The sequence below is a fragment of the Caulobacter sp. FWC26 genome (genome assembly GCF_002742645.2).
Lineage (GTDB): Bacteria > Pseudomonadota > Alphaproteobacteria > Caulobacterales > Caulobacteraceae > Caulobacter.
Window position 1 is genome coordinate 3,286,434 of sequence record NZ_CP033875.1, and the last position, 23,364, is coordinate 3,309,797.

27 protein-coding genes and 2 tRNA genes are annotated in these 23,364 nt (G+C 67.8%); 19 read left to right on the forward strand and 10 right to left on the reverse strand.

Annotated elements, in window-relative coordinates:
• The first annotated feature begins 43 nt into the window (after positions 1-43).
• Positions 44-175, forward strand: a complete 132-nt coding sequence (locus tag CSW63_RS17260) for a hypothetical protein (RefSeq protein ID WP_127846993.1) — start codon at positions 44-46, stop codon at positions 173-175.
• A 10-nt stretch (positions 176-185) separates the two neighbouring features.
• Here the strand turns inward: CSW63_RS17260 and CSW63_RS17265 are convergent, their stop codons facing one another.
• Both CSW63_RS17265 and CSW63_RS17270 read right to left on the reverse strand, forming a co-directional pair.
• Positions 186-566: a hypothetical protein gene (locus CSW63_RS17265; RefSeq protein WP_062098999.1), complete on the reverse strand. Its 381-nt coding sequence runs from the start codon at positions 564-566 to the stop codon at positions 186-188.
• 127 nt (positions 567-693) lie between these two features.
• The gene (locus CSW63_RS17270; protein WP_062098997.1) at positions 694-1,023 is read right to left on the reverse strand and encodes a DUF1491 family protein; all 330 of its coding nucleotides are present in this window, start codon (positions 1,021-1,023) and stop codon (positions 694-696) included.
• A gap of 68 nt (positions 1,024-1,091) precedes the next feature.
• Here CSW63_RS17270 and CSW63_RS17275 point away from each other — a divergent pair, with 68 nt between their 5' ends.
• On the forward strand, positions 1,092-1,982 hold the full coding sequence (locus CSW63_RS17275; RefSeq protein ID WP_062098994.1) for a hypothetical protein: 891 nt from the start codon (positions 1,092-1,094) through the stop codon (positions 1,980-1,982).
• A 15-nt stretch (positions 1,983-1,997) separates the two neighbouring features.
• Here CSW63_RS17275 and CSW63_RS17280 read toward each other — a convergent pair whose 3' ends face one another.
• On the reverse strand, positions 1,998-3,737 hold the full coding sequence (locus CSW63_RS17280; protein WP_062098993.1) for a HAMP domain-containing sensor histidine kinase: 1,740 nt from the start codon (positions 3,735-3,737) through the stop codon (positions 1,998-2,000).
• A 195-nt stretch (positions 3,738-3,932) separates the two neighbouring features.
• On the opposite strand from CSW63_RS17280, the gene CSW63_RS17285 reads away from it, so the two are divergent.
• The 4 genes from CSW63_RS17285 to CSW63_RS17300 are packed head-to-tail and all read left to right on the forward strand — an operon-like array spanning position 3,933 to position 6,641.
• The gene (locus CSW63_RS17285; protein WP_062098991.1) at positions 3,933-4,724 is read left to right on the forward strand and encodes a sensor histidine kinase KdpD; all 792 of its coding nucleotides are present in this window, start codon (positions 3,933-3,935) and stop codon (positions 4,722-4,724) included.
• 42 nt (positions 4,725-4,766) lie between these two features.
• Positions 4,767-5,192 (forward strand): SufE family protein, encoded by a 426-nt coding sequence (locus CSW63_RS17290; protein ID WP_062098989.1) that lies wholly within the window; start codon positions 4,767-4,769, stop codon positions 5,190-5,192.
• On the forward strand, positions 5,185-6,132 hold the full coding sequence (locus CSW63_RS17295; RefSeq protein ID WP_062098987.1) for a rhodanese-related sulfurtransferase: 948 nt from the start codon (positions 5,185-5,187) through the stop codon (positions 6,130-6,132). The genes CSW63_RS17290 and CSW63_RS17295 overlap by 8 nt, the downstream gene beginning before the upstream one ends.
• A gap of 59 nt (positions 6,133-6,191) precedes the next feature.
• Positions 6,192-6,641 carry a PA2169 family four-helix-bundle protein gene (locus CSW63_RS17300; protein ID WP_062098985.1) on the forward strand — a complete coding sequence of 150 codons (450 nt, stop codon included), beginning with the start codon at positions 6,192-6,194 and terminating at the stop codon, positions 6,639-6,641.
• Between the two features lie 79 nt (positions 6,642-6,720).
• On the opposite strand, the gene CSW63_RS17305 is transcribed toward CSW63_RS17300, so the two are convergent.
• From CSW63_RS17305 to CSW63_RS17325, 5 genes are all read right to left on the reverse strand, one after another.
• Entirely contained in the window at positions 6,721-7,452 is a 732-nt protein-coding gene (locus CSW63_RS17305; RefSeq protein WP_062098983.1) for a DUF6456 domain-containing protein, read from the reverse strand.
• A complete protein-coding gene (locus CSW63_RS17310; protein WP_062098981.1) occupies positions 7,449-7,820 on the reverse strand; it encodes a helix-turn-helix domain-containing protein in 372 nt (123 codons plus the stop codon). The genes CSW63_RS17305 and CSW63_RS17310 overlap by 4 nt, the downstream gene beginning before the upstream one ends.
• A 256-nt stretch (positions 7,821-8,076) precedes the next feature.
• The gene (locus CSW63_RS17315; RefSeq protein ID WP_062098979.1) at positions 8,077-9,867 is read right to left on the reverse strand and encodes a DUF885 family protein; all 1,791 of its coding nucleotides are present in this window, start codon (positions 9,865-9,867) and stop codon (positions 8,077-8,079) included.
• 100 nt (positions 9,868-9,967) lie between these two features.
• Positions 9,968-10,042, reverse strand: a tRNA-Gly gene (locus tag CSW63_RS17320).
• Positions 10,043-10,091: 49 nt separating this feature from the next.
• A tRNA-Gly gene (locus CSW63_RS17325) sits at positions 10,092-10,166 on the reverse strand.
• A 168-nt stretch (positions 10,167-10,334) separates the two neighbouring features.
• Between CSW63_RS17325 and CSW63_RS17330 the strand changes: the two genes are divergently transcribed.
• Positions 10,335-11,195 carry an SDR family oxidoreductase gene (locus CSW63_RS17330; RefSeq protein ID WP_062100015.1) on the forward strand — a complete coding sequence of 287 codons (861 nt, stop codon included), beginning with the start codon at positions 10,335-10,337 and terminating at the stop codon, positions 11,193-11,195.
• A gap of 3 nt (positions 11,196-11,198) precedes the next feature.
• Here the strand turns inward: CSW63_RS17330 and CSW63_RS17335 are convergent, their stop codons facing one another.
• Positions 11,199-12,071 carry a carboxylesterase gene (locus CSW63_RS17335; protein ID WP_062100014.1) on the reverse strand — a complete coding sequence of 291 codons (873 nt, stop codon included), beginning with the start codon at positions 12,069-12,071 and terminating at the stop codon, positions 11,199-11,201.
• A 55-nt stretch (positions 12,072-12,126) separates the two neighbouring features.
• Here CSW63_RS17335 and CSW63_RS17340 point away from each other — a divergent pair, with 55 nt between their 5' ends.
• On the forward strand, positions 12,127-13,299 hold the full coding sequence (locus CSW63_RS17340) for a glycosyltransferase family 4 protein (RefSeq protein ID WP_062100013.1): 1,173 nt from the start codon (positions 12,127-12,129) through the stop codon (positions 13,297-13,299).
• A complete protein-coding gene (locus CSW63_RS17345; RefSeq protein ID WP_062100012.1) occupies positions 13,296-14,267 on the forward strand; it encodes a glycosyltransferase family 9 protein in 972 nt (323 codons plus the stop codon). Before CSW63_RS17340 ends, CSW63_RS17345 begins: the two co-directional genes overlap by 4 nt.
• Here CSW63_RS17345 and CSW63_RS17350 read toward each other — a convergent pair.
• Complete coding sequence (locus CSW63_RS17350; protein ID WP_062100011.1) at positions 14,264-14,863, reverse strand: YitT family protein; 600 nt, start codon at positions 14,861-14,863, stop codon at positions 14,264-14,266. The two genes, CSW63_RS17345 and CSW63_RS17350, sit on opposite strands and share 4 nt — an antisense overlap.
• Positions 14,864-15,133: 270 nt before the next feature.
• Between CSW63_RS17350 and infC the strand changes: the two genes are divergently transcribed.
• The 10 genes from infC (at position 15,134) to msrA (ending at position 23,185) form a co-directional block, all read left to right on the forward strand.
• Positions 15,134-15,655, forward strand: a complete 522-nt coding sequence (gene infC / locus CSW63_RS17355) for a translation initiation factor IF-3 (RefSeq protein WP_062100010.1) — start codon at positions 15,134-15,136, stop codon at positions 15,653-15,655.
• 104 nt (positions 15,656-15,759) lie between these two features.
• Positions 15,760-16,950 (forward strand): MFS transporter, encoded by a 1,191-nt coding sequence (locus CSW63_RS17360; RefSeq protein WP_099503215.1) that lies wholly within the window; start codon positions 15,760-15,762, stop codon positions 16,948-16,950.
• A 120-nt stretch (positions 16,951-17,070) separates the two neighbouring features.
• Positions 17,071-17,271: a 50S ribosomal protein L35 gene (rpmI, locus tag CSW63_RS17365; protein WP_062099735.1), complete on the forward strand. Its 201-nt coding sequence runs from the start codon at positions 17,071-17,073 to the stop codon at positions 17,269-17,271.
• A 15-nt stretch (positions 17,272-17,286) separates the two neighbouring features.
• The gene (gene rplT / locus CSW63_RS17370; RefSeq protein ID WP_010918929.1) at positions 17,287-17,643 is read left to right on the forward strand and encodes a 50S ribosomal protein L20; all 357 of its coding nucleotides are present in this window, start codon (positions 17,287-17,289) and stop codon (positions 17,641-17,643) included.
• Between the two features lie 172 nt (positions 17,644-17,815).
• On the forward strand, positions 17,816-18,889 hold the full coding sequence (gene pheS / locus CSW63_RS17375) for a phenylalanine--tRNA ligase subunit alpha (RefSeq protein ID WP_062099734.1): 1,074 nt from the start codon (positions 17,816-17,818) through the stop codon (positions 18,887-18,889).
• 137 nt (positions 18,890-19,026) lie between these two features.
• On the forward strand, positions 19,027-21,426 hold the full coding sequence (gene pheT / locus CSW63_RS17380) for a phenylalanine--tRNA ligase subunit beta (protein WP_062099733.1): 2,400 nt from the start codon (positions 19,027-19,029) through the stop codon (positions 21,424-21,426).
• A 264-nt stretch (positions 21,427-21,690) separates the two neighbouring features.
• Complete coding sequence (locus CSW63_RS17385; RefSeq protein WP_024265662.1) at positions 21,691-21,840, forward strand: hypothetical protein; 150 nt, start codon at positions 21,691-21,693, stop codon at positions 21,838-21,840.
• 125 nt (positions 21,841-21,965) lie between these two features.
• Positions 21,966-22,262: a hypothetical protein gene (locus CSW63_RS17390; protein ID WP_062099731.1), complete on the forward strand. Its 297-nt coding sequence runs from the start codon at positions 21,966-21,968 to the stop codon at positions 22,260-22,262.
• Positions 22,247-22,549, forward strand: coding sequence for a hypothetical protein (locus CSW63_RS17395; protein ID WP_062099730.1), 303 nt, complete (start codon positions 22,247-22,249; stop codon positions 22,547-22,549). The genes CSW63_RS17390 and CSW63_RS17395 overlap by 16 nt, the downstream gene beginning before the upstream one ends.
• 51 nt (positions 22,550-22,600) lie before the next feature.
• On the forward strand, positions 22,601-23,185 hold the full coding sequence (msrA, locus tag CSW63_RS17400; protein ID WP_062099729.1) for a peptide-methionine (S)-S-oxide reductase MsrA: 585 nt from the start codon (positions 22,601-22,603) through the stop codon (positions 23,183-23,185).
• The last annotated feature ends 179 nt before the right edge of the window (positions 23,186-23,364 follow it).

Below are 23,364 nucleotides of genomic sequence, written 5' to 3' on the forward strand. Positions count from 1 at the left end.
CCGGCAGGCGTCAGATCGCCGGGCGTATGGAGGAAATCGAAAGATGGCCCTGCTCGACCATCATCGCGGCCCGGCGCGTCAACACCCTGCGGGAAGCGCGCTATGTTTCGGTCTCACCATCGCGGGCCTGACCGCCCTGGCGGTGGCGCTGAGCTGGGCGATGAATTTCGTCTAGGGCGACGCCCCTAGGCCGCCAGCCGGCGCCAGACTTGGCGATCGGCCTCGATGTTGGTCAGAGCGCCGCTGTTCTGGCGCTCCAACAATGTGGCCATGATCTCGATTCCGAGTTGGGCGTACCGCACCTGCACGTCAGCGACCCGACAGCCACGCCCCGGCGCGATGAACAGCGCGGCGTTGACGTCCGGAGCCTTCGACACGATCAGGGCCGCGAGGCGCTCGGCGCGCTCCCGGTCCTTGAGGTGCAGCAACGGCTCCTCGGAGAACAGTTCCTTGCCCAGTTCCCCCACATAGCTCAGCGAGAGCTTGGCGAAACGGTCGCGCGTGACCGGCGGGGTCAGTTCCGCCGGGTCGAAGCTCAGGACCACATCGTTCAGGAGGAAAAGCATGGCGGGGACTACGGGCGACCGTGGGAGGAACAGGAACCCCGCCATCATGCCCGACCACGATTTCGCTCCGGTTTAGGAGCAAGGTTAACGTGGTGACGTCCTCGACGGCTTCACCCCGTTTCGTGCGTCAGGCTTCGACCGGCTCGGTCAGAAAATGGCGCCCCTCGCGATCCTCGATCTCGACCACCCAGACATCCGGATCGATCCGCGCCGCGCGTTCGGCGTAGGCGTCGAGATCAGGCTCGAAGGTCGAGCGGACCGGCTGCATCCAGAAGCGTTCGCCATCCCCGCGCGTGGCCTCGCTGAACAGGCGCGCGGTCCCTTCCCGGCGATCCAACACCTTGACCAGCACCGCCCCGGCCCGCGCGTCGCCCTTGCGACCGACCGTGGCGAAGGCCCCGCCCAATTCGGCGCGGCGGATCAAGGCGGCGACCCAGATATCCGTCGAAAGAAGCATCGCTAACCGAACCGCAACCCGGGCGCGTCTAGAACCCGTCCTTCAAGTTTCGTCACTCCCATAGGCCAATGACGTTCGCAGAGCACCAGAAAGGTCGCGTTCGACGCGCGATCGCCTTGGCGATCGGTGTGGCGGCGTCCGCCTGCCCCGGCGCGCTGCTCGCCGCTAACGCCGGCGATCAACTGTACGAGCGGACCTTGATGACGGCGGCCGATGCGCGCTGCCGCCTGTTCTCCCCGACCATCTCGGCCGCGCTCGACGCCTCCCGCGCCCAGGCCCGAGGCGCCACCCTGCGTTCCGGGGCCACCGAACTACAGGTCACGGCGCTCGAGAAGCGCGCCCGCGCCAAGGCGGCCGGCGCCGCGTGCGACTCCAAGGATCTGACCCTGGCCGCCTCGCGCGTGAAGAAGGCCTTCGAAGGCTATTCGCAGATGCTAAGCATGACCTATCCAGGCGATGTCTCGTCCTGGAAGGCGGAGCGGTCGGTTTCGGCGACGATCCCGGTGTGGCGGCTTTCACAGCCCTCCAGCTTCGGCGCCAATCGCGTGTTGTTCGGCCTGGCGGGTCGCACCAAGGCGGTGATCGCCGTGGCCACCTTCGAGAATGGTCAACGCCCCTATGTGGCGCGGGTCATTCTGCGCGACACTAGCCGCACGCTCGGCCCCTATATCGACCCGCGCTCGGGCAAGAACCTGGCGGGCAAGGTCGCCCCTCGCAACGCCAGCCTCGTCTTTACCGCCGAGTCCCGCGATGAGGCGCCGCTGACCCTGCTGCCAACCGGCGCCAAGACGGGGTTGGCCTTCCGCTTCCCGCCGGCGGTGGCTCAAGCCATGTCGCAGTTGGACCCGCGAGAGGCGGTCGTCATCGAATTCGCCTTCGCCGGACGCGGCGAAGAGGACACGCGAAAGGCCTATATCGAGGTGGGCGACTTCGCGGCGGGGATGGCCTTCCTGCGCTGACGCCGCGCGACCGGCTTAGCGCGGCGCGAAGGCGATGATGTTGTCGCCCAGGCTGGTGGGCGGCGGCGTCTCGAGGGGCGGGACGGGCTCCGGCGTGGGCTCCTGCGAGGGCGTCGCCGCCGAGACCATCGGGGCCAGAAGCACCGGCAGGCGCACCGACACGGTCGTTCCCACCCCAAGCCGGCTTTCGATCATCATTTCGCCGCCGTGCAGCTGGGCGAAGGCGCGCACCAGCGACAGACCCAGACCTGTGCCGCGCGCGCGCTGCTCCACGCCGCCAGCCTGTTCATAGGGCCGGCCCAGGCGCTCCAGGTCTTCAGGACTGATGCCGACGCCAGTGTCGGCCACCACGATCTCGAGCACGCCGTCATAGCCGTGGGCGGTCACGGTGACCTGCCCGCCGCGCGGCGTGAACTTCAGGGCGTTCGACACCAGGTTCAGGACAATCTGCTTCAGGGCGCGCCGGTCGGCGTCGACCTCCAGCTCGCCAGGCGGCAGCACGCCGCGCAGCTGCACGCCCGCCGTGTCGGACTGCACCCGAAGCAGACGCATCGCCGCCTGCACCGCCTCGCGGGCGTCGAACACCCCGCGCTGCAGCTCGAACCGCTCGGCCTCGATCTTGGACATGTCGAGCACGTCGTTGATCAGGTCCAGCAGATGGCCGCCGCTTTCGTGGATCAGCTCGGCGTACTCGGCATATCGGTCGCTCAGCGGGCCGAACATGCGCGCGCGCATGATATCGGAGAACCCCATGATGGCGTTCAAGGGCGTGCGCAGCTCGTGGCTCATATTGGCCAGGAAACGCGCCCGACCGGCGGCCAGGGCTTCGGCGTCGACCCGGGCCCGATCCAGGGCGCTTTCGCGATCCCTTTCGATCGTGATGTCCCGCAGCACGCCCACAAGCTGGTTCGGCGCAACCCGATGCAGGTCCAGAGCCACCAGCCGCTCGACGCCCAGCGCGGGGTTGAAGGCCAGGCTGGCCGCCCCCTCGCGGTGCGCCTGCGAGATGGCGGCGGTCAGGCGCTGGCGGTCGCCTGGGGCCGCAGCGCCCGACAGGCCGCGCGTCATCAGGTCCGCCTTGGTGACGCCGGGCGGCGGCGCGCCGCGCGCAGCGATCACCTCGCCGGCGCCCCGAACGGCCAGAGCCAGATAGGGCAGACCGTCCAGCAGGGTCTCGAGTTCGATGATCTCGCCGGCGTGGCGATCGTCGCGCGCGCCCTGTCGGCGGCGGCCGATGAGCAGTCCGGCGGCCAGACCAAGACCCGTCGTCACCAGCGACAGGAACCCCAGCACGAAGGCCAGGGGGCCGGTCGGCGCCGCAGGGGCCAAGCCGGACAGTTGGGTCAAGGCCGCGACGCAGGCGCCGATCAGGGCCAGGGCCGCGCCTTCAGCCAGGCGCTTGGGCTGGTCCAGGGTGGACGCGGCCGCCACCGGCGCGAGGCACCAGGCGGCCATGGCGCCGGCCACGCCGCCGGTCAGCACGGCGGCGAGCGAACCGCCCACCGCCCACAGGACCAAGAGCAGAGATTGGGTCCGCTCGTCCTGGCGAGTGAACACCAGCGACGTCAGGGCTGGCGCGGCGCCCGCTCCGAGCGCGGCCCAAGTGGACCATGCGCCGGAATCGGCGGTGAACAAGGCTGCGGCCGCCGCCAGGCAGACAGCCGCCAGCCACCCGAGCCGCCAGGCGCGCGCGGGATCGAAGGCGGCGGCCGCGCCGGGGCGGCTCTTCAGGTCTGCAAGCGTCTCGAAGTCCAAGGCCGGTCGACTTTTTACGCGGCGGGAGGATCACCGTCGCCAAACCTTAACGCGGCGCGCCCCCCACCTCCAACCCCACACAATCTTCGGGCGATTATTCGTGGTGGAAGCACTGTGGACGGAAACGGAATCGTAAGCGCCTGCCGCCATGATCGCCCCTCGAATTCATCACGGACAGAAGGTCCGGGAGATCCCATGGCAGAGCCGGCGATACTGGACGCGTCGCATGACAGCGCCCCCCCGAGCCCGCCGGCTGACCGCCGCGCGGCGGCGGAAGAACGTCGTCGCCTGGCGCTCGACAATCGGAAACGCTCGTTCCTGCGCATGGTCAGCCATGAGCTGCGGACCCCGCTGAACGCTGTGATCGGCTTTTCCGAAATCCTGTCGCAGGAGCTCTACGGCCCATTAGGCAGCCCGCAGTACCGGGAATATGCCGCGATCGTGCACGAGAGCGGCCTGAAGCTCTTGAAGCTGGTCAACCAGATCGTCGAACTCGCCCGCCTGGAAGGCCAGGCCACTGATATCGAGATGACGCCCGAGCCCCTCGACGAGGCCATCGAGGATGTCGTCGAAAGCCTGCGCGCCGAGATCGCGCGCCGGGACGTGATCGTTCATGTGATGGGCGCGGGCGCCCTGCCCTGCGTCCAGGCCGACAGCAGAGGTCTGCGGACCATGCTGACCAACCTGCTGCAGAACGCCGTGACCCACTCGCCCGCCGGAGGCGTGATCCACGTCACGGCCGCGCGGGTGGATGGCGAGATCGAGATCGCCATCCGCGACCAGGGGCCGGGCGTCGAAAGCGCCGAACTCCCCCGCCTGCTGCAGCCGTTCGAGCAAGGCGGCTGCGCGCTGACGCGAACCAACGAGGGCGCGGGCCTGGGCTTGCCGATCGTGGATCTGCTGTCGCGCGCCATGGGCGGTCAGTTGAAGCTGTCCTCCAGCCTCGGCGCCGGCTTCCTGGCCCGCCTGATCCTCAGAGCCGCCTAGCTGCCGCTTGCGTTGGCGCGGCGAGGCGCCTAAACGCCCCGCATGACCAGCCCCATCGACGCCGCCCTGACCGACCTCGCCGACGAGTTCGAGCTGCTGGGCGATTGGGAAGAGCGCTATCGCTACGTGATCGAGCTGGGCAAGGACCTGGCGCCGCTGACCGACGCTGAACGCTCCGAGCAGAACAAGGTCAGAGGCTGCGCCAGCCAGGTTTGGCTGGTGACCGAACCGCAAGCCGATGGCTCGATCATCTTTCGCGGCGACAGTGACGCCCATATCGTCAGCGGCCTGATCGCCATCCTGCTGCGGCTCTATTCGGGCCGCGCCGCCGCCGATATCGCCAGCTTCGACGCCAAGGCCGCCTTTGATCGCCTGGGCCTGTCGGAGGCGCTGTCGTCGCAGCGCTCGAACGGTCTCAAGTCGATGGTCGCTCGCATCCAGCGCGACGCGCAGGCCGCTCTTGGGTAACTACCGCGTCGCAGCCCTCTATCGCTTCATGCGGTTTCCGGATCCGGCGGCGATCCAGGGACCGCTGGCGGCCTTGTGCTGCAGCTTGGGCGTCAAAGGCACCTTGTTACTGGCGCGCGAGGGGATCAACGGCACCGTCGCCGGCGAGGACGCCGCGATTGAGGCCGTGCTGGCCCATATCCGCGCGCTGCCCGGCTGCGCTGACCTGGCGCCGAAGACCGCCTGGGCCGAACGCATGCCCTTCTACCGGATGAAGGTCCGGCTGAAGAAGGAGATCGTCACGTTGGGCGAGCCCGACCTCGATCCGACCGACGCCGGAACCTATGTCGAGCCCGCCGACTGGAACGCGCTGATCAGCGACCCTGATGTCCTGGTGATCGACACCCGTAACGCCTACGAGGTGGCGGTCGGCCGCTTCGAAGGCGCGATCGACCCGAAGACCGCCAGCTTCGCCGATTTCCCCGCCTGGTTCCGCGACTGGCGCAAGACGGTCGAGGCGCAGCGCGATCCGCAAGCGCCCCTGAAGGTGGCGATGTACTGCACCGGCGGCATCCGCTGTGAGAAGTCGACCGCCTTCCTGAAGGCCGAGGGCGTCGAGCAGGTGTTTCACTTGAAGGGCGGCGTTCTGGACTATCTGGAACAGATTCCCGAGCCCGAGAGCCTCTGGCGCGGCGAGTGCTTCGTCTTCGACGAGCGCGTCTCGGTAGGCCACGGCCTGACCAAGGGCGATCACGTCCTATGCCGAGGCTGCCGCATGCCGGTCAGCCCGGAGGACCAGACCTCGCCGCTTTACGTCGAAGGCGTGGCCTGCCCGGCCTGTCATGACCAGCGCAGCGAGGAGCAGAAGGCGCGCGCCGCTGAGCGCCACCGTCAGGTGCTGCATTGCGAGGCTCTGGGCGTCGACCACGTCGGCGCGACCCTTCCAAGCAAGACGGGCTGAACCGTTCGACCTCGCCCCGCGTTGACACGGCTCCCCTTCCCCAAACGCGGAGCCCTGCGATGCACACCAACGAAGACCACATCAAGCTCGTCAACGGCCTGGTCGAAACCACCATCGACAGCGCCGACGGTTACGACGAAGCCGCCAAGGACGCGGACAACTCCCGCTATACCGAACTGTTTCAGCGTCGCGCCCAGGAGCGCCGATCCATCGCCTCGGAACTGCAGGACGAAGTCCGTCGCCTCGGCGGCGAGCCCAAGGACGACGGCACCATCCTGGCCGCCGCCCACCGCGCCTTCCTGAACCTGAAGGACGCCGTGACCAAGGGCGACGAGGCGGTGATCAATGAGGTCGAGGCCGGCGAGGACTACATCAAGGGCAAGTACGAAAAGGCCCTGCAGGACACCGACGTCGATCCGCAGACCCGCCGGGTGATCGAGAAGGCTTGGACCTCAGTGAAGTCGGGTCACGACCAGATGCGCGATATCAAGCACATGCTGAAGCACTGACAGCGCATCGCGGCGCACGAGACGGGCGGGATCGGAAGATCCCGCCCTTTTTCGAGGTGACGTCTTACCGAGGACGACGTCAGACCATTCGATAGTGCCGCGCCAGGGCCTGCAAGGCGAGCTTCAGCACGGTCTTGCCCGAGCGGCGAGGCAGTTTCAGCGAGCGCTCCGCGGCCTCCAGCGCCGAGCCCATCAGACAGACCCGCTCCAGAATCTCCCGGAGCCCAGGTCCAACCGCCGCCAGCGCCCTGGCGATACGCTCGCGCGTGGCGTGGTCTCGCTCCACCGGAGACAGTGAAGGCGCGCCGCCGTCGACGCGCGGCGCCGCGTCCCAGCGCATCGTCATCCGGCCCAGCGTTCCCAGCCGCTCGTAATCCTCGCGCAGTCGCTCGGCGGCGGCGGCCTCGACGGCCGACAACCAGGGCTTTCCCCGGCTATCGCGGCGGCGCGCTAGCCAGGCGATCGGCGACTCGCCGAGATTGCGTTGAACGATCCGGTTCTCGACCTCGACAGCGGCCTCAACGACGCCGGGTCGCCCTGCAGGCGGCGAGTGGGTTTCCGGCCGGGCGACCATGCTCCACCCGCCTTCCGGGCGCGGCTTCAAGGTCGCTTCACGGGCCAGCATCGTAAAGGCCGCCTCATCCAGCACCAGCATCGCGCGGCGCCGACGACTGGCCCCCAGTCGGACCCCGTACGCGCCATTGCACGCCTCCACCACCGCGCCGGGCCGCTCCAACAGCCGCATGGCGCGTTCAGCGCGTCTGCGGGCCTGAAGTTCGGCCTCGAAGCGTACGTCCGGAGACGGGTTCATTGCGGCAATTCCTGCGCGTGGGACGGCGCCTGGCGCAGGCACGCCTCAAGTTCGGCCAAACGCCGATCGAAGGCCTCGTTCTCGCGTAGGTCCTCGATCTTCCGGCAGGCATGGCCGCAGGTGGTGCGGTCACGGCCGAACGCGAAAGCGACGCGGGCGAGCGACCAGTGGAACGTGATGTGCGTCAGATAGATGGCGAGCTGCCGCGCGCGGACGGCGGTGTGCGACGCGCGCCTGGGCGCCGCGATCTCCGCCGCCGGCACGCCGGTGGCCAGGGAAACGAGATGGGTGACAAAGCCGACCGTCAGGCGGTCGCGTCGGGGATCGGGCGAGATCGCCCACATATCCTCAAAGGCTTGAACCAGCATGGCGTCCTCTCATCCAGGCCGCGAGCGCGACCGGCGAACACCACTATAGGTATATATTCCGCGCCGAGGAAGATATTCCTATTGCGCACGAGACTCAGCCTTTCATGACCTTGTATTTGCTGGCTAATTGCATCGATAATCCCATGGGCATTCGGGGATAGACGCAGATAGAATCCAGCCCGCCGCCCTTAGGCGACGGGAGAATTCGCCAAAACGATTCGCCCCGACATGCGCGAGCGTGCTCATGCCAATCAGATCAGCCCTTGGGCTTCGTGGGCGCGGTGGGCTTGGCCAGCTGCTGAGCGGTCCAGACGTCGATCCGGGTTTCAAGGACGGACAGCGGCAGAGAACCGCGCAAGAGCACAGCGTCGTGGAAACCGCGCTCGTCGAACTTGTCGCCCAACTTGGCCTCAGCGCGCTTACGCAGCTCCAGCAGCTTCAGTTCGCCCATCTTGTAGGCCAGGGCCTGGCCGGGCCAGGAGACATAGCGCTTGAGCTCGACCTCGATATTGGTCGGCGACAGGGCGGTGTTGTCGGTGAAGCAGGCGCGGGCCTGGTCGATGCTCCAGCCCTTCCAGTGCATGCCGGTGTCGGCCACCAGGCGGCAGGCGCGCCACATCTCGTAGGACAGTCGGCCGAACAGCTCGTAGGGATCGCGGTAGATGCCCATCTCCTCGCCCAGCCATTCAGAATAGAGACCCCAGCCTTCACCAAAGGCGGTGAAGTAGAGGTTCTTGCGGAAGTCGGGGACGTTGGCCTGCTCGGCCGCGAGAGACGTCTGGATGTGATGTCCCGGCGCGCCCTCATGCAGCACGAGGGCGGGCAGTTCGTAGAGCGGCCGCTGGTCCAGCTCGGAGGTGTTGATCATCAGGCCGCCGGCGCGGCCGACCTTGGCGTCGCCGCCGAAGTAGCGGCCGGTGGTGTAGCCCTTCTCGATGCTGGCCGGCACAGCACGCACGCCGTAGGGCAGACGCGGCAGCACGCCAAAGTGGGCCGGCAGCTGGTCGTCGGCGCGCTTGGCGATCTCGCTGGACTTCTCCAGCAGTTGCTGGCGGCTGGTGGCGTAGAAACGCGGGTCCTTGCGCAACATGGCGATGAAGGCCGGGAGGTCGCCCTGGAAGCCAGCGGCCTTCATGGTCTCTTCCATGCGGGCCCGGATGCGCTTCACCTCGGCCTGGCCGATGTCGTGGATCTGGTCGGGCGTCAGGGTCGTGGTGGTGTGACGACGCGCCAGGAACGCATAGTAGCGCTTGCCGTCGGGCAGGTCGGACGCCGCGAGGCTCTTGGCTGCCCGTGGCACGTACTCTTCGGCCATGAACTTGACGAAGCTGGCGCGGGCGGGCGCGACGCTGTCCTTGATCGCCTTCTCGCCCTCGGCCAACAGCGCCGCTCGGGTCGCTTCAGGAACGCTGGCGGGCAGAGCGCGCAGCGGGGCCAGCAGCGGATCGTCGGCCAGCGGCGTGGCGGCGGCGCGCTGGGCGCGGTCCTGAACGGCCTGGGCGGTCGAGACGGCGTGGACGAAGCCCGTGCTCACGCCGCGCCGGGCGTTGGCGATGTTGGCGGCGTACCAGGCTGGCATGCGGTTCAGCAGAGCGATCCAGCGCCGCGCCTCGGCCTCGGTCTTCAGGCGCATGCCACTGGCGCGATACAGCATCATCACGTCAAAGCCGCCGTCGCTGCTGAACGGCATTCGGGCCTCGTCGAAGCCGCCCGCCTCGACGCGGTCCTTCACCGCCCACAGCAGCAGGTCCCGCGTCAGCTTCTCGTCGTCGGAGAGCCCCGTCACGTCCATGGCCGAGAGGTCGGCGGCGATCGTCTTGAGCTTGGTCAGCTTCGCGGCGTCGGCGGCCGGCGAAACATCGGGCAGACGCCAGCGCGCCGCGTCACCGCCGCCGTCGTCAGGGTCGCCGTCCGCATTACCCAGCGCCTCGTAGCGCGCGACCAGGCCAGTGAGGGTTTCGGCGGGGCCGGCCCAGGCGGATGAAGCGACCAGGGCGGAGAGACAGACGCCGGCCAGGGCGGCGCGCCAAGTGCGATGCTGAGTCATGCGGCCAAGATTAGGCCAAGGCCGCGCTGCGTCCACACGCGAATCGACCGTCCCGAAGGAACAAATCGATAAGGTCCAATTGTCGGAGAAGAACCGAGAATGGAGCGGGCGAAGAGATTCGAACTCTCGACATCCACCTTGGCAAGGTGGCGCTCTACCACTGAGCTACGCCCGCGCTATTCGCGAGATATGGTCTCATCCAGCCTGCCCGGAAACCGGGAGAATGGAGCGGGCGAAGAGATTCGAACTCTCGACATCCACCTTGGCAAGGTGGCGCTCTACCACTGAGCTACGCCCGCATCGGCGAGGCCCAGAAGAGCGCCCCGCGACGAGGAGGCGGCTTATGGCAGAGCGCTTCGCGGTTTGCAAGCGCCCTTTGAGGGGTTGCGTCGAGGGTTTTTTCCAAGGCTTGATCCGCTGGGGTTTGGGGCGGGTTTGAAGCCCGGTTCTTGGGGCGGAGTTGGGCCTTGCGTCTGTTCGTGTTCGGTATGGGCTATGTGGGCGCGGCTTTCGCCGACGCGTTGCAGGAACGCGGCTGGGACATCGCCGCCTCCGCGCGCAACCCTGACCAGGCTCAAGCGCTTCGCGACCGGGGGATCACCCCCGCCGACCCGCGTGATCCGGAGTCGATGCTGGCCGCCCTGTCGGGCGTGAACGCGATTCTGGTCACCGCCCCGCCGGGCCCAGACGGCTGCCCGGGCCTGGAATCGCTGGTCCCCGCCCTGGCGCGCGCCCAGGCCTATCCGGACTGGATCGGCTATCTGTCGACGACCGGCGTCTACGGCGACTTCGACGGCCGCTGGGTGTTCGAGACCTCGCCCCTCAAGGCCCAATCGGTCGAAGGCGCCCGCCGGGTCGGGGCCGAGCGCGACTGGCGCCAGGTCGGGCGTGGCATGGGACTGACCGTGACCACCTTCCGCCTGCCGGGGATCTATGGCCCGGGCCGCAGCGCGCTGGACCGCCTGCGCGCCGGCGAAGGCCGCCGGATCGTCAAGCCGGGCCAGGTCTTCAGCCGCATCCACGTCGACGACATCGTCTCGGGCCTGCTGGCTTCGCTGGATCACCCGCGCGCAGGCGGGATCTACAACCTCGTCGACGACGAGCCGGCCCCGCCCCAGGACGTGATGGAACACGCCGCTAGGCTGCTGGGCGTTCCGGTTCCGCCGGACCTGCCGTTCAACGAACTGGGCATGTCGCCGGCCACCCGGCGGTTCTACGCCGAGAACAAGCGTGTCTCGAACGCGCGAGCCAAGGCCGAACTGGGCTGGCGCCCCAAATATCCGACCTATCGCGAGGGTCTGGCGGCGATCCTGAAGGCGGGCGGCTAGAGCCTATTCGTCATCAATCGGCAGTGGACGCGGCGCTATGCCGGTCGCTTCGAGACCAGCGGCATTCCGCAGCCGCGCCGCGCGCGCCAGGCGGCGGGAGACCAGATCCCCCTCTTCCGGTTCGGCCAGCCCCTTGGCCTCCGTCACGGCGGCGACCAGACGCTCCAGGTCCTGCGGGCGCGAAAGGCGGTGGTCGCCGTCCTTGATCAGGCTGAAGACGACATTGTCCGAGGTCAGGGCGTTGGCCAGTTCCAGGGCGTGGGTCCAGGGCACATCGGGGTCGGCTCCGCCCTGCAGGATACGGACGGGAACATCGATCGGCACGGGGCCGGGCAGAATCGACCACCGCGCACCGTCCTCCAGCAGATCGCGCGTGATCGGATAGCCGCCGTCGTCGTACTCCGATGGGCGGATCCAGAAGCCGTCGCGGGCGATGGCCGCCTTGGCCTCGGCGGAGAGTTCGGGCGCCATCAGCTTCTCGGTGAAGTCCGGCGCCGGCGCGATCAGCACCATGGCCTTCACCCGGTCGGGCCGGGCGATGGCCGCGAGGCAAGAGAGCCAGCCGCCCATCGACGAGCCGACCAGCACCAGCGGCCCGTCGGTCAGAGCGTCGATCACCGCCAAGGCGTCGTCGCGCCACCTCGTGATCGTGCCGTCCTGGAAGGCCCCGCCGGACTCACCATGGCCGAAATAGTCGAACCGCAGATAGTTGCCGCCCGTCGCCTTGGCCTGCTCGGCCAGCACCTCGGCCTTGGTTCCCGTCATGTCGGAATGGAAGCCGCCCAGCCATACGACCGTAGGGCCTTCGCCGTCCACGCGCCGCCAGGCGAGGGTCGATCCGTCTTCGCGCGTCACGGCGCCCCGGGATTCGGTCATGGCGTCGCCCTGATCCTTTCGCTAACTACGGGCCGTTATCGCCGTCGAGACTCGCGTGCCCGACCTACCCGCCAATTTCACCTTGCTGCAAGTGACGCCGGAACTTGAAACCGGCGGCGCCGAACAGACGACGATTGATGTCGCCCACGCCGTGGTCGCGCAAGGCGGCAAGGCGCTGGTCGCGACCCGCGGCGGTCGGATGGCCGCGCGCTTGGAGGCCGATGGCGGGCGCCTGGCTCAAATGCCGGCCCAATCCAAGAACCCTCTGGTGATCCTGGGCAACGCGGCGCGGCTGATCGACCTTATCCGGCGCGAGAAGGTCAGCCTGGTGCATGCCCGTTCGCGCGCGCCGGCGTTCAGCGCCCTGTGGGCCGCCCACGCCACCAAGGTCCCGTTCGTGGCCACCTATCACGGCGTCTACAACGCCAAATCCGGCCTCAAGCGCTGGTACAACGCGGTGATGACCAAGGGCGCCGTGGTGATCGCCAATTCCGAGTACACGCGCGAGCACGTCATCCGCGAGCATGGCGTTTCCGCTGACAAGGTGGTGGCCATCCCGCGCGGCGTTGATCTCTCTCGCTTCGAGCCAGGGATCGTCAGCGCGGACCGGATTGAGGCCCTGCGCAAGGCCTGGGGCGTCGCGCCCGACGAGCGTCGCCTCAAGGTGCTGCTGGCCGGCCGTCTGACGCGCTGGAAGGGCCAGGGCCTGCTGGTGCAGGCTATGGCGCTGCTGAAGGCGCGCGGCGAGGACAAGATTCTGCTGCTGCTGGCCGGCGACGACCAGGGCCGTAAGGGCTATCGGGCCGAACTGGAGACAGCGATCGCCGAGGCTGGCCTGCAGGACGCGGTCAAGCTGGTCGGCCATTGCGACGACATGCCGGCCGCCTACCTGCTCAGCGACCTGGCGATCGCCCCGTCCCTGGAGCCCGAGGCTTTCGGCCGCACAGCCGTGGAACCGCAGGTGATGGGGCGGCCGGTCATCGCCGCCGACCACGGCGCAACCCGCGAGACGGTCGTCCCGGGCGAAACAGGCTGGCTGGTCGCCCCCGGCGACGCCGAGGCCTGGGCCGCCGCGCTGCTCAACGCCGCCGACATTGGCGCTTCCGCACGTCAAACCATGGGACAAGCCGCTCGTTTACGTGCACGGCGGTTGTATTCGGTGGACGCGATGTGCGAAGCGACCCTCAAGGTCTATGCGCGCGTACTGGGTTTGGAGCGTTCGTCTTGAGCAAGGAGATCAAGAAGGTCCTGGTCATCAAGCTGGGAGCGCTGGGCGACTTCGTCCTGGCCCTGGCCGCGATGCGCAAGATCCGCGAAGCCCACCCCAAGGCCAAGATCACCCTGCTGACCACCCCGCCCTTCGAGGCGCTGGCCAAGCTCAGCCCCTATTTCAACAGCGTCGAGACCGACGGTCGGCCGGAGGACTTCGGCCAGACGCTGGCCATGATCGGGCGTATCCGCAAGGCGCGCTACGACCGCATCTATGACCTCCAGACCAACAGCCGCACCAACTGGTACTTCCAGCTGCTGCGTCCGTTTGCGCCGCAGTGGAACGGCATCGCGTTTGGCTGCGCCCTGCCGCAGAAGGGGTCGGCCCGGCTGCGGATGCACACGCTGGAGCGCCAGGCCGATCAGCTTCGCGCGGCGGGCATCTGGCCGGACGCGCCGACCGAGCCCGGCAGCGCGCCGCCGCCCGACCTGTCCTGGATCCTGCGCAAGCACAAGGAGCCCCGTCCGGTTGCGGGCGCTGCGGCGCCGCGTCCCTATGTCCTGTTTATCCCGGGCGGCTCGGCCCATCGCCTCGAAAAGCGCTGGCCGGTCGAGAACTACGCCCAGTTGGGTTCACTGCTGAAGGCCAAGGGCCTGGACATCGTCATCATCGGCGGTCCGCAGGAAAGCGCCATGGCCCGCCAGATCCAGAAGGCCGTGGGCGGCGCCCGCGACCTGACCGGCCGCACCGACTTCGCGCAATTGGCCGTGCTGGGGGCCAAGGCGGCGCTGGCGGTCGGCAATGACACCGGCCCGACCCACCTGCTGGCGGCCGCCGGCGCTCCGACCATCGCCCTCTTCTCCGACGCTTCGGACCCGGAGCTGTGCGGACCCCGCGGCCACGTGGCGGTAATCCGCTCGCCCGACCTGAAGGCGCTGCCGGTCAGCACCGTGGCCAGCGCGGCGGTGGCGCTGCTGCCGCACTAATACCCCGCGTAGCGCCCCGGCTTGTGGTTGGCGATGATCACCGCGCTCAGCGCCACCGCGCTGGCGATCGACAAGAGCAACTTGTCGAAGCTGATCGTGAAGAACGCTGCGGCCACCACCAGGCAATCGGCCGCCATCTGCACCTTGCCGGCGCTGATTCCCCGCCGCTCCTGCAGATAGAGCGCCAGGACCCCGACCCCGCCGACGCTGGACCGGTGACGGGCCAGCGCCAGAATGCCCATGCCGATGATCGTGCCGCCGAAGACGGCCGAGAAGATCGGATCGATACCCCCGACCTTCAGCCAGTGCGGCATGCCCCAGGCCAGGGCGGCCAGCAACAGGTTCGTCGCCAGGGTCTTGAGGGTGAACGCCCAGCCCAGCGTGCGCTGCGCCAGGACATAGAACGGCAGGTTCAGAACGAAGAACACGACGCCGACCGGCCAGCCGCTGAGATAGGAGACGATCAGCGCCACGCCCGCGACCCCACCCGTCACCAGGCCGGCCGCCTTCAGCAAAGTCAGCCCCACGGCGATGAAGCTGGAACCGATCAGGAGCGCGTGGATGTCTTCGAGGGCGGTGTGGCGGTGCTCGGGCATGAGTCGGTCAGGGGTCTTGGTTCAGGGAAAACTCATCCCCGCCTCGCCGTTTCCGTCCCGATTGGCCCGAATGATCGCCGAGCCAAGCCACAGGGCCAAAAAAATGGACCCGCCAGCGTCTGTTTGACCGCCTTCGCTTGATACAGCGCAGCGGGCGCGTCATATATCAGGTTCTCGCGGCGCGCCCAGCGCGGCGCGTATGCGTTCAGCTATATTCTTAGTCACCGCTCTTCATACCAACAGCCTCGGAGCCGCCCTATTCGCCGTCCTATGCAAACGCCGCCCGTCAAGGATGGGCCGCGTATCAACGATGAAATCCGCGTCCCCCGCGTCTTGCTGATCGACCAACACGGCGAAAAGCAAGGCGAGATGCCGACCGCGTCCGCTATGGAAGCGGCTGAGGAAGCCGGCCTGGACCTGGTGGAAATCGTTCCGAACGCCAATCCTCCCGTCTGCAAGATCCTGGACTACGGCAAGTTCAAGTTCCAGGAGCAGAAGAAGAAGAACGAGGCGCGCAAGCGGCAAAAGGTGGTCGAGCTCAAGGAGATCAAGCTCCGACCGAACATCGACAAGCACGACTATGACGTGAAGGCCAAGTCGATGTTCCGCTTCTTCGAGGAAGGCGACAAGGTGAAGGTCACCCTGCGCTTCCGGGGTCGTGAAATGGCGCACCCGGAACTCGGCATGAAGCTGTTGCAGCAGGTCAAGGCCGACTTCGACGAGGTCGCCAAGGTCGAGTACGAGCCGCGCATGGAAGGCCGGCAGATGATCATGATCCTGGCCCCTCGGTAGGATCGGATCCCAGGGTAGACACCGAAACGCCCCGGCCCCGCGGCCGGGGCGTTTTTGTTTTACGGTCGCCAAGATTGGACATCGGGCGTAAATCCCGCCGCCTGATGTCCGAGCCCGCCCACAGCAACCGCGCCCTGGCCGTCCTTCTCCTGGTTGTCTTCATCAACCTGGTGGGCTTTGGCGTGATCATTCCGCTGCTGCCGTTCTACGCTCGGTCGATGGACGCCGCGCCGTGGCAGGTGACGACGATGTTCGCCGCTTACAGCCTGGGACAGTTCTTCGGGGAGCCGTTCTGGGGGCGTCTGTCCGACCGCATCGGCCGGCGGCCGGTGCTGATCGTCACGATCATCGCCAACACCCTGGCCTATCTGGCCCTGGCCTTCGCGCCGAACATCTGGGTAGCCATGGCCATTCGGCTGGTTGGCGGCTTTGGCAGCGGCAACATCTCGACCATCCAGGGCTACATGGCCGACGTCACCCCGCCGGAAAAGCGCGCCGGGCGGATGGGCCTGCTGGGCGCGGCGTTCGGGGCGGGCTTCGTCATCGGTCCGGGCCTGGTGATGGTCATGCGACCAGGCGCCGGCGCCCTAGGCTACCAGTTGCCGCTGTTCCTGGCCGCCGCCATGGCCGGGACGGCCGCTCTGGGCGTCATCCTCTTCGTCAAGGAAAGCCGCGCGCCATCCGCACCCGGCGCGCCGCAGACCCACCGGCTGGAGGCCCTGAACCAGGCGGCCGCCCATCCGATCCTCTCGCGCGTGCTGCTGGTCACCCTGATCTCGACCGCCGCCTTCGCGGGCATGGAGTCTGTGTTCGGTCTCTACGCCGACACGCGCTTTGGCTGGACCGCCAGCCAGGTGGCGGCCTGCTTCGCCTTGATCGGCGTCATCGCCTCGATCGGCCAGGGCGTGCTGACCGGCCGCCTGGCCCGACGCTTTGGCGAGGCGCGGGTGCTGACGGCGGGCCTGTCGATCATCGGGACGTCGCTGCTGATCACCCCATTCATTTCCAAGCCCGCCCTGGCCGTGGTGGCCGTGGCGTGCACCGCGTTTGGCCAGTCGCTGGTGTTTCCCTGCGTCGGGGCCCTGATCTCGCGCGCCACCCCGCCCGATCGCCAGGGCCAGATGCTGGGTCTGAACATGGCCGCCGGATCGCTGGCCCGAATTGGCGGGCCGCTGCTGGCTGGACCGGTGTTCGGGATCGCCATCGGCGGTCCCTACTGGGTCGGCGCGGCCCTGATGGTTCCGGCCATCGGTTTCGCGCTCGTCATCGTCCGCCGGACCAAGACGGCCGCCTAAGTGCTTGCCAGAGCCGAGTCTTTCCTGTAGCTACGCCGCCTTTCCGGAACCGCCTGGCCATTGGCATGCCATGGCGGTTCGTCATGCTTCTAGAGGACGGGGCGCAAGCTCCGACGCGAAATGCCGAAGTTGAAGACCAAGTCGGGCGCTAAAAAGCGCTTCAAACTGACCGCCACGGGCAAGCTGAAGGCCGGCGTCGCTGGTAAGCGCCACCGCCTTATCGGCCACAATGGCAAGTACATCCGCCAGCAGCGCGGCACGAAGGTGATGAGCGAGGCCGACGCCAAGATCATCAAGACCTACCTGCCCTACGGCCTGTAAGAGGAGCGCTGACACATGGCTCGCGTTAAACGTGGCGTGGTTGCTCACGCCAAGCACAAGAAGGTTCTCGAGCAAGCCAAGGGCTTCTACGGGCGCCGCAAGAACACCATCCGTACGGCGAAGGCCGCGGTCGACAAGGCCGGCCAGTACGCCTACCGCGACCGCAAGGTGCGCAAGCGCGCCTTCCGTTCGCTGTGGATCCAGCGCATCAACGCCGGCGCCCGTTTGGAAGGCTTCACCTACTCGCAGTTTATCCACGGCCTGGACGTGGCGGGTATCGTCATGGACCGTAAGGTCCTGGCCGATATCGCGGGCAACGACCCGGCTGCGTTCAAGGCCATCGCCGACAAGGTTCGCGCCGCCCTGGCCTAAGGTCTTTTTGGGTCTTTGATCCAACCGATCTTGCAAAGCCCCCAGGCGCGAGCCTGGGGGCTTTTTGCTGTCCGGCGCTTTCCTCCTCACCCGTGAAACGGGGGAGGTGGATGGGACAAAACCCAACTATCGGTTCAACCGCCGCTTCAAATCCTCTAGACGGATGCCCGTCATGACCGATCTCAACACTCTCGAAGCCGACGTGCTGGCCCAGGTGGCCGCCGCCTCGGATCTCCAAGCGCTCGACGCCGTCCGCGTGGCCGCCGTCGGCAAGACCGGCTCGATCTCGGGCCTGCTGAAAACCCTGGGCGCGATGAGCCCCGAGGAGCGCAAGACCCAGGGCGCGGCGATCAACGCCCTGCGCGACAAGGTCCAGGACGCCATCGGGCAAAAGAAGGCCGCCCTGGAAGCCGCCGAACTGGACGCGCGCCTGGCCAGCGAGACGCTGGATCTGTCGCTGCCCGCGCCCTACCGCCGCAAGGGCAGCGTCCACCCGACCATGCAGACCATGGACGAGATGGTCGCCATCTTCGCCGAGATGGGCTTCGCCGTGGCCGAGGGTCCGGATATCGAGGACGACTTCCACAACTTCACGGCCCTGAACTTCCCCGAGAAGCACCCAGCCCGTGAGATGCACGACACCTTCTTCTTCAATCCGAAGGAAGATGGTGAGCGCATGCTTCTCCGCACCCACACCAGCCCGGTGCAGGTGCGGACCATGGTGTCGCAAAAGCCGCCGATCCGGATCATCGCGCCGGGCCGCACCTATCGCTGCGACAACGACGCCACCCACACCCCGGTGTTCCACCAGGTCGAGGGCCTGGTGATCGACAAGGGTATTCACATGGGCCACCTGAAGTGGACCCTGGAGACCTTCCTGGCGCGGTTCTTCGAGACCGACGCGGTGACCACCCAGTTCCGTCCGCACCACTTCCCGTTCACCGAGCCGTCGGCCGAGATGGACGTCCAGTGCGACCGCTCAGGCGGCGAGATCAAGATCGGCCAGGGCACGAGCTGGCTCGAGATCCTGGGCTGCGGCATGGTTCACCCGAACGTGCTGCGCGCCTGCGGCATCGATCCGGACGAGTACCAGGGCTTCGCCTTCGGCATGGGCGTCGACCGCCTGGGCATGCTGAAGTACGGCATGCCGGACCTGCGCGACATGTGGTCGTCGGACGTCCGCTGGCTGTCGCACTACGGCTTTAGCGCCTTCGCCGCGCCGAACCCGGCCAGCGGCCTGAGCTGAATGAATGCTCCCCCTAGCGGGGGAGCTCCCGGCGAAGCCGGGTGAGGGGGAAGTCAGCGCAACGCCTGCAGCTACTCCCCTCTCCACCGCTTCGCGGTCCCCCTCCCCCAGAGGGGGAGGATTTTGAGAGACCGACGATGAAATTCACCCTGTCCTGGCTCAAGGATCACCTTGAGACCACCGCCACCGTCCCCGAGATCGTCGCGGCCATGACCATGGCCGGGCTCGAGGTCGAGCACGTCACTGATCCGGCGACCAAGCTGGCGCCGTTCACGGTCTGCAAGATCGTCGAGGCCGCGCGTCACCCGAACGCCGACCGCCTGCAGGTCTGCCAGGTCGACACGGTCGACGGCCGCAAGGAGATCGTCTGCGGGGCGCCGAACGCGCGCGCGGGCCTGACCACCATCTACGCCCCGATCGGCGCCTATGTGCCGGGCCTGGGCGTAACCCTGGTCGAGAAGCCGGTGCGCGGCGTGGTCTCGAACGGCATGCTCTGCTCGGCCGCCGAGCTGGAATACGCCACCGAGAGCGACGGCATCATGGAGCTGCCCGATAGCCTCGCCGTCGGCACGCCGGCCGTCGACGCCCTGGGCCTGGAAGCCGTCATCGACTTTGAAGTCACCCCCAACCGCCCCGACTGGCTGGGCGTCGCCGGCATCGCCCGCGATCTGGCCGCCGCCGGCGTGGGCACACTGAAGGACCTGTCGATCGCGCCGATCCCGGGAACTTATCCGAGCCCGATCAGCGTCAAGGTCGACGGCGAGGCCTGCCCGGCCTTCGCTGGCCGCTATATCCGCGGCGTCAAGAACGGCCCCTCGCCCAAGTGGCTGCAGGACCGCCTGACCGCCATCGGTCTGCGCCCGATCAGCGCCCTCGTGGACGTCACCAACCTGATCGCCTACGACCGCGCCCGCCCGCTGCACGTCTATGACGTGGCCAAGCTGTCGGGGAGCGAGATCTCCACGCGCCTGGGCCGTCACGGCGTGAACGGCGACGAGCACCTGATCGCCCTGGACGGCAAGACCTACGAGCTGACGCCGGAGATGTGCGTGATCGCTGACGCGGGCGGCGAGCGTCCGATCGGCCTCGGTGGCGTCATGGGCGGCGAAAGCACCGGTTGCTCGGACGACACCGTGGACGTCTTCATCGAGAGCGCCTGGTTCGAGCCGATCCGCATCGCCCAGACCGGCCGCACGACCGGCATCGCCAGCGACGCCCAGTACCGCTTCGCCCGCACCGTCGACACCGGCTCGCTGGTGGACGGGATCGAGCTGGCCACCAAGCTGATCCTGGAGTTGTGCGGCGGCGAGCCGTCAGAGGTTCTTTATGTCGGCGAGGTTCCGCCCGCGCCGAAGGGCTTCGCCTTCGACCCCGACTATGTCGGCCAGCTGTCGGGCCTGGCCGTGACGCCGGAGAAGACCCACCAGATCCTGGCGGCGCTGGGCTTCGACGTCGCGCTGGGCTCGCCCTGGACCGTCACCCCGCCGACCTTCCGCCGCGACGTGGAAGGCAAGGCCGACCTCGTGGAAGAAGTCGCGCGCATCGCCGGTTATGGCGCCCTGCCCTCGACGCCGCTGCCGGAGGTTCCGCGCGCCGTCGGCGGCATCCTGACCGCCAAGCAGGCCCGCGCCCGCGCCGCCCGTCGCGCCCTGGCGGCCGCCGGCTACGCCGAGGCCGTGACGTTCAGTTTCACCAACCGCAAGACCGCAGAGCTGTTCGGCGGCGGCCAGGACGTGCTGGTGCTGGCCAATCCGATCGCCTCGGAGCTGGACTGCATGCGCCCGTCGCTGCTGCCCAACCTGATCGAAGCTGCCGGCCGCAACGCCCGCCAGGGCTTCCCGGACGCGGCCCTGTTCGAGATCGGCCCGACCTTCCACGGTGACAAGCCCGCCGACCAGCGCACCGTCGTCTCGGCGATCCTGGTCCCCAAGGCTCCGCGCGGCTGGGACAAGGCGCCGCAAGGCGACGTCTTCACGGTCAAGGCCGACCTGCTGGGCCTGCTGGAAGAGCTGGGCGCACCCGTCGCCTCGCTGCAGACGGCGCAAGGGACCGCCTCGTCCTGGTGGCACCCGGGCCGCTCGGCGCGCCTGCAACTGGGCCCCAAGGCGGTGATGGCCGAGTTCGGCGAGATCCACCCGGCGGTGCTCAAGGCTCTGGACGTCGCCGGTCCGGTCTATGGCTTCGAGATCACCCTGGAGGCGATCCCCGAGCCGAAGAAGAAGTCGATCAAGACCCGCCCGGCCTTCTCGCCCTCGGCCCTGATGCCGCTGACCCGCGACTTCGCGTTCCTGGTGGAGAAGCCCAAGGCCGCCGGCGATCTCGTGAAGGCCCTGGCCGGCGCCGACAAGGCGCTGATCACCACCGCGCGCGTGTTCGACGTCTATGAAGGCCCCGGCGTGCCGGAGGGCTTCAAGTCGGTCGCGATCGAGATCGTGGTCCAGCCGCGCGAAGCCACCCTGACCGAAGCCGAGATCGAGGCCCTGTCGGCCAAGGTCGTCGCGGCGGCGGAAAAGGCCGGCGGCAAGCTGCGGGGGTAATCGCTGACTCGCCCCCTCCGGGCCTGCGGCCCTCCTCCCCCTTAGGGGTAAGAAGGTTCGCGCGCCTTCCGCCCCCTCCGGGGGCGGACGACCTCGCCAAGCGAGGTCCGGTGGGGGCGAGTGCTGAATTTCCAGGCGCCCCGCCTCGCCGAGGGCAAAACCGCCCCGTCCCGCGACCGATCGCCTCTTTCGCCGGCAAGACCTTGCGCAACCGAAAACCCCGCGCTACCTCTAGGCTGCGCTAACGGAAATCATCGCTTCCACATGCAATCGACCTTCGCCTTCGCCGCCTTTATGACCACCGGCCTTACCGCCGTGGCCGTGATGTCGTGCGCCGTGGCGATGTGGAACATGATTAATCAGATTAAAACCGTCCGAGTTCGAACGGGGCAAAATCGGCGCAAGCAGCGGTAGGAAACCCTACCAAACCCAAAGCCGAAGGATCGCAAGATCTCCAAAAAGCCCCGCTCCCACGAGCGGGGTTTTTTGTTGCGCGGTTCCTCGGTCCTCCAAGTCTCTCAAGCCAAGGATCGACCCCAATGAGCTACCTGCCCTCTCCACCCGCCTTTCATAGCGACCATGACGGCGTCACGGTCCACCAATTGCTGCTGGCCGCTCAGGACGCCCCCAGCGCTCTGGAAGCCGTGCGCCAGGGCCTCGCCGACAGCGGCGCCGAACTGTGCGGCCTGACCATGAAGCCCGTGGGCCAGATCGTCGAAGCGTCGCTGAAGGTGCGCCATCTGGGCGACCAGGCCGCCCGTCTGCTGGCGCGTGATCTCGCCGCTTGGCCGGGCGTCAATTCGGCCTCGGTCGAGCACCAGTGGTTCCGTCCGTGAGCGACCGCGTAGATCCGCTCAAACAGCAAGGCGGCGACCTTGCGTCCCTGCGTCGCCGCCTCTTCCTGGTCACCGCCGACGACACCCCCGACGCGCTGATGCGCGTGCTGGGCGTGGCCTCGGTGCAGCAGGCCCGCCTGCGCGCCCTGTCCGCCGTTCCCGAGGGGGCGCACATGGCTATTCGCCTCGAGATCGACGACCAGGGCGACGACCGCGCGCAAGTTTTGGCCTCGCGGCTGGCGGCTTGTCCCTCCGTGCGCGGCGTCGGATTCGGCTGGCGGCAGTAACCGATCCGCGCCGGCGTGCGTATCTGTAGAACCATACCTCCGGAGTTCACGATGCGCCGCCTGATCATCCTTATCGCCGCCACCCTCGCCATGCTGGCCGCTCCCGCCCTGGCGGCCCCGAAGACCGAGACCGCCGTCTTCGCCGGCGGATGCTTCTGGTGCATGGAGCACGACATGCAGGGCGTGCCCGGCGTGCTCAAGGTCGAAAGCGGCTACACCGGCGGCCACCTGAAGAACCCGACCTATCGGGACGTCACCAGCGAGACCAGCGGCCACTACGAGGCCGTCCGCGTCACCTATGATCCGGCTAAGCTGGACTATGGGTTCCTGCTCTATCGCTACTGGAAGCTGGTCGACCCCACCGACGACGGCGGCCAGTTCTGCGACCGGGGACCGTCCTACCGCCCCGCCGTATTCGTCACGCCCGCCCAGCGCCCGATCGCCGAGAAGTCCCGCGCCGAGGCCGCCAAGCGCCTGAAGACCGGCGCGATGAAGACCCCCATCCTGCCGCTGCAGACCTTCTATCCGGCCGAGGAATACCACCGCGACTACGCCAAGCGGAACAAGCTGAACTATATGGCCTATCGCACCGGCTGCGGTCGTGACGCGCGCCTGAAGCAGGTCTGGGGCGGCTAGCCTTCCACCGATTTTCCCGGCGAACGCCGGGGCCCAGATCGTAAGGCGCAGGCGCTCTAGAGGTCCGCCACTCTGCCTGAAGCTGGGTCCCGGCTTTCGCCGGGAAGTTCGGATTGGGAAGCGCTCAACCGCCTCGACACCGCCTCAATCCCGTGTAGCTTACCTCTGTAAATACACGG